This is a genomic window from Pseudomonas sp. ANT_J12, from assembly GCF_008370045.1.
Taxonomy (GTDB): domain Bacteria; phylum Pseudomonadota; class Gammaproteobacteria; order Pseudomonadales; family Pseudomonadaceae; genus Aquipseudomonas.
Genome location: NZ_VOBN01000049.1, coordinates 1 through 1,998, shown reverse-complemented (window position 1 = coordinate 1,998; position 1,998 = coordinate 1). Strand labels below are relative to the sequence as shown.

Sequence of the window (1,998 nt, the reverse complement as noted above, 5' to 3'; positions counted from 1 at the left end):
CGGCCATAGTGGGTGATAGCCCTGTACGCGAAAATCTCTTAGTCATGAAATCGAGTAGGACGGAGCACGAGAAACTTTGTCTGAATATGGGGGGACCATCCTCCAAGGCTAAATACTACTGACTGACCGATAGTGAACTAGTACCGTGAGGGAAAGGCGAAAAGAACCCCGGAGAGGGGAGTGAAATAGATCCTGAAACCGTATGCGTACAAGCAGTGGGAGCCCACTTTGTTGGGTGACTGCGTACCTTTTGTATAATGGGTCAGCGACTTATTTTCAGTGGCGAGCTTAACCGAATAGGGGAGGCGTAGCGAAAGCGAGTCTTAATAGGGCGTCTAGTCGCTGGGAATAGACCCGAAACCGGGCGATCTATCCATGGGCAGGTTGAAGGTTGGGTAACACTAACTGGAGGACCGAACCGACTACCGTTGAAAAGTTAGCGGATGACCTGTGGATCGGAGTGAAAGGCTAATCAAGCTCGGAGATAGCTGGTTCTCCTCGAAAGCTATTTAGGTAGCGCCTCATGTATCACTGTAGGGGGTAGAGCACTGTTTCGGCTAGGGGGTCATCCCGACTTACCAAACCGATGCAAACTCCGAATACCTACAAGTGCCGAGCATGGGAGACACACGGCGGGTGCTAACGTCCGTCGTGAAAAGGGAAACAACCCAGACCGTCAGCTAAGGTCCCAAAGTTATGGTTAAGTGGGAAACGATGTGGGAAGGCTTAGACAGCTAGGAGGTTGGCTTAGAAGCAGCCACCCTTTAAAGAAAGCGTAATAGCTCACTAGTCGAGTCGGCCTGCGCGGAAGATGTAACGGGGCTCAAACCATACACCGAAGCTACGGGTATCACTTAGGTGATGCGGTAGAGGAGCGTTCTGTAAGCCTGTGAAGGTGAGTTGAGAAGCTTGCTGGAGGTATCAGAAGTGCGAATGCTGACATGAGTAACGACAATGGGTGTGAAAAACACCCACGCCGAAAGACCAAGGTTTCCTGCGCAACGTTAATCGACGCAGGGTTAGTCGGTCCCTAAGGCGAGGCTGAAAAGCGTAGTCGATGGAAAACAGGTTAATATTCCTGTACTTCTGGTTATTGCGATGGAGGGACGGAGAAGGCTAGGCCAGCTTGGCGTTGGTTGTCCAAGTTTAAGGTGGTAGGCTGGAATCTTAGGTAAATCCGGGATTCTAAGGCCGAGAGCTGATGACGAGTGTTCTTTTAGAACACGAAGTGGTTGATGCCATGCTTCCAAGAAAAGCTTCTAAGCTTCAGGTAACCAGGAACCGTACCCCAAACCGACACAGGTGGTTGGGTAGAGAATACCAAGGCGCTTGAGAGAACTCGGGTGAAGGAACTAGGCAAAATGGCACCGTAACTTCGGGAGAAGGTGCGCCGGTGAGGGTGAAGCATTTACTGCGTAAGCCCATGCCGGTCGAAGATACCAGGCCGCTGCGACTGTTTATTAAAAACACAGCACTCTGCAAACACGAAAGTGGACGTATAGGGTGTGACGCCTGCCCGGTGCCGGAAGGTTAATTGATGGGGTTAGCTAACGCGAAGCTCTTGATCGAAGCCCCGGTAAACGGCGGCCGTAACTATAACGGTCCTAAGGTAGCGAAATTCCTTGTCGGGTAAGTTCCGACCTGCACGAATGGCGTAACGATGGCGGCGCTGTCTCCACCCGAGACTCAGTGAAATTGAAATCGCTGTGAAGATGCAGTGTATCCGCGGCTAGACGGAAAGACCCCGTGAACCTTTACTATAGCTTTGCACTGGACTTTGAATTTGCTTGTGTAGGATAGGTGGGAGGCTTTGAAGCGTGGACGCCAGTTCGCGTGGAGCCAACCTTGAAATACCACCCTGGCAACTTTGAGGTTCTAACTCAGGTCCGTTATCCGGATCGAGGACAGTGTATGGTGGGTAGTTTGACTGGGGCGGTCTCCTCCTAAAGAGTAACGGAGGAGTACGAAGGTGCGCTCAGACCGGTCGGAAATCGGTCG

1 rRNA gene is annotated in these 1,998 nt (G+C 51.7%); it reads left to right on the top strand.

The features are described 5' to 3' along the window. Positions 1–1,998: ribosomal RNA gene (locus tag FQ192_RS33815) — 23S ribosomal RNA — on the top strand; the annotation flags it as partial.